The sequence below is a fragment of the Micrococcus sp. genome (assembly GCF_030523875.1).
GTDB lineage: Bacteria > Actinomycetota > Actinomycetes > Actinomycetales > Micrococcaceae > Micrococcus.
The window spans coordinates 1-2,521 of record NZ_JAUNHR010000148.1; the positions used below are offsets into that span (position 1 = coordinate 1).

The window sequence follows — 2,521 nt, forward strand, 5'->3', positions numbered from 1 at the left end:
CGCGCGCCGCGGCCGGTGCGGCGGCCGCTCCCTCGGCCGCGGTCCCCGCGTCGACGGCCGGCACCGGGTCCGCCGTGGCGCGGCCCGTCCGGTCCGGGCTGCGCGGCCGGATCTCCCGGGCGGGCACCGCGGTGCGGAGCCGCATCCGCCGCGCCTGAGCCGACGTGACGGACGGGGTCAGTCGCCGTCGTGGACGGCCAGGGTGGAGCCCCGGCGGTCCTTGGTGACGGCCAGGCGGGTGGGGATGTCGTTCCTCATGCGCTCCACGTGGCTGACCAGGCCGACGGTGCGGCCGCCGCTGCGCAGCGAGTCCACCACGCCCATGACCACGTCCAGGGTCTGCGAGTCCAGGGACCCGAAGCCCTCGTCCACGAAGAGGGTGTCCAGCTCGATGCCCCCGGACTCGGCCTGCACGGTGTCGGCGAGGCCGAGTGCGAGGGACAGCGAGGCCATGAAGGTCTCCCCGCCGGACAGGCTGCTGGGGTGCCGGACCTCGTCCACGTAGTGGTCCCGCACCACGAGCTCCAGGCCCTTGGTGCCGCGTCCGCCCACCTCGTCCGCGTACTCCAGGGAGTAGCGGTCGTCGGTCATCCGCAGCAGGCGCTCGGTGGCCGCGGCGGCGACCTCCTCGAGCCGGCCGGCCAGCACGTAGCTGGTCAAGGGCATCTTCAGGCGGTTCTCCCCCGCGCCCCGCACCAGGGCGAGCAGGCCGGCGACCCGCTCGTGCTCGGCGATCAGGTCCGCGGCCCGGTCGAGGACCTCCCTCAGGGCGGCGGACTGGCGGCGCACCGCCGCCACGAGGGCCGCACGGGACCCGACGGCGGCGCCGCGTTCGCGGGCGCGGGCCTCGGCGGCCTCGATCCGTCGCTCGGCCGCGGAGAGCCGCTCCTCGTCCGGGGCCGGGGTCCCCGCCTCGCGCAGGGCGCGCCCGTCCTGGACCAGCGCGGTCGCGGCGAGCGCGGCCAGGGCCGAGGCCTCGCGGCCGAAGGCCTGCACGGCCTCCTCCCGCGCGGCGACCTGCTCGGGCTCGAGCCGTGCGGCGCGGGCCGCGGCCACGTCCGGGAAGCCCTTCTCCGCGAGGGCGGCGTGCAGGGCCTCGTCGGCCTGGGCCGCCAGCGTCGTCGTGGAGGCGCAACGGGCGAGGGCCTCGTCGAGGGCCTCCAGGAGGGGACGGCCGGCGTCGACGGCGTCCCGGCGGGCCTCCAGGTCCTCGGCCCCTCCGGCGGCCGCGGCGACGGCCTCCTCGAGCTCGGCGATGCGCTCGGCGCGCTGGACGGACTGCTCCTCGAGCCGGCCGTCCTCCGTGGCGAGAGCGGCCAGCCGTGCGGCGGCGGCCTCCTGCCGCGTCTGGGCGGCGGTGAGCCGACGTCGCGTGGCGGCCAGGTCCCGCTTCGCCGCGGCCAGCTCCGCCGTCGCCGCCTCGGCAGTCCCGACGGCGGCGGCGGCCTGCTCCGGGTCCAGGCCGCCGGCGGCGGTCCGGGCCTCCTGCAGGCGGGACTGCGCCCCGCTCAGCTCGGCCGCGGCCGCGGCCGTGGCGGCGGCCGCCTTGTCCAGGGCCTTCTCCGCCCGCTGGACGGCGGCCGCGGTGACCTGCTCGTCCCCGTCCGCCGGTGCGGCCGGCCGCGGGTGCTCCACCGCGCCGCACACCGGGCACGGCTCGCCGTCCTCGAGCTGCGCGGCCAGCTCGGAGGCGGCCTGCTCGTAGCGAGCCCGGAGCAGGTCCAGCCGCTTCCGCGCTGCCCTCTCCTCGGCGGCCCCGGCCTTCCCGTGGGCCTGCTCCGCCGCCTCGACCTCGGCCGCCCGGGCGGCGGCCGTCTCGGCGGCCGTCAGCCGGCCCCGCGCGGCGGCCAGCTCGGCCTCGACGGACTCCTGGGCGCCGAGACGGGCCGCTCCGGCCTCGACCTCCTCACGCAGCGCCGCCACCTCCTCGGCGCGGGCGGCATGCTCCTCCTCGGCCGACCCGCGCTCGCCCACGATGGCCGCCCGGCGCTGCGCGGCGGCCTGCTGCTTCGCCTGCAACCCTGCGCTGCGGTCGCGGTCCCTCACGGCCGCGGCGATCGACTCCGCGGCCGAGGTCCCGGCCTGGAGCGCGGCGCGGACGGCCCGCTTCTCGTCGTCGTGCTCGGCGAGGGCGGCGGTGAGCCACCCGGCGGCCGTGGCGTCCGCCTCGGTCCGGTCCCGCGCCCCGCGCGCGTCCTCCTCGGCGGCCGCGGCGGCGGCGCGGGCCTGCTCGGCCCGTCCCGCCGCGGTCACCACGGCCTCGGCCCGCCGATGGCCCTCCACCGCGGCACGGTCCGCGGCGGCCGTCTCGGCCGCAGCCCGGTGGGCGCTCTCCCGCTGGACCCAGTCGGCGGCGGCCTGCAGCGCCTGTCCGGTGCGGCGCAGCTGCTCGAGCCCCGTGCGCGCCGCCGTCTCGGCGGCCTCGGCCTCGGTGAGCTGCCCCGTCGCGGCGGGGGGGGCGGCCGCGGCGCGCTCGACGCCGGGGGGCCGCACCGCCTCGTCCGCCACGGGGTTCGGGGCG

The 2,521-nt window shown here is 80.1% G+C and carries 1 protein-coding gene; it reads right to left on the reverse strand.

The genetic code is table 11. The annotated features are described in order from the left end of the window. Positions 1–177: 177 nt before the first annotated feature. The coding region (locus Q4D18_RS11540) for a hypothetical protein (protein WP_303128550.1) at positions 178–2,521 on the reverse strand (2,344 nt) is incomplete at its 5' end.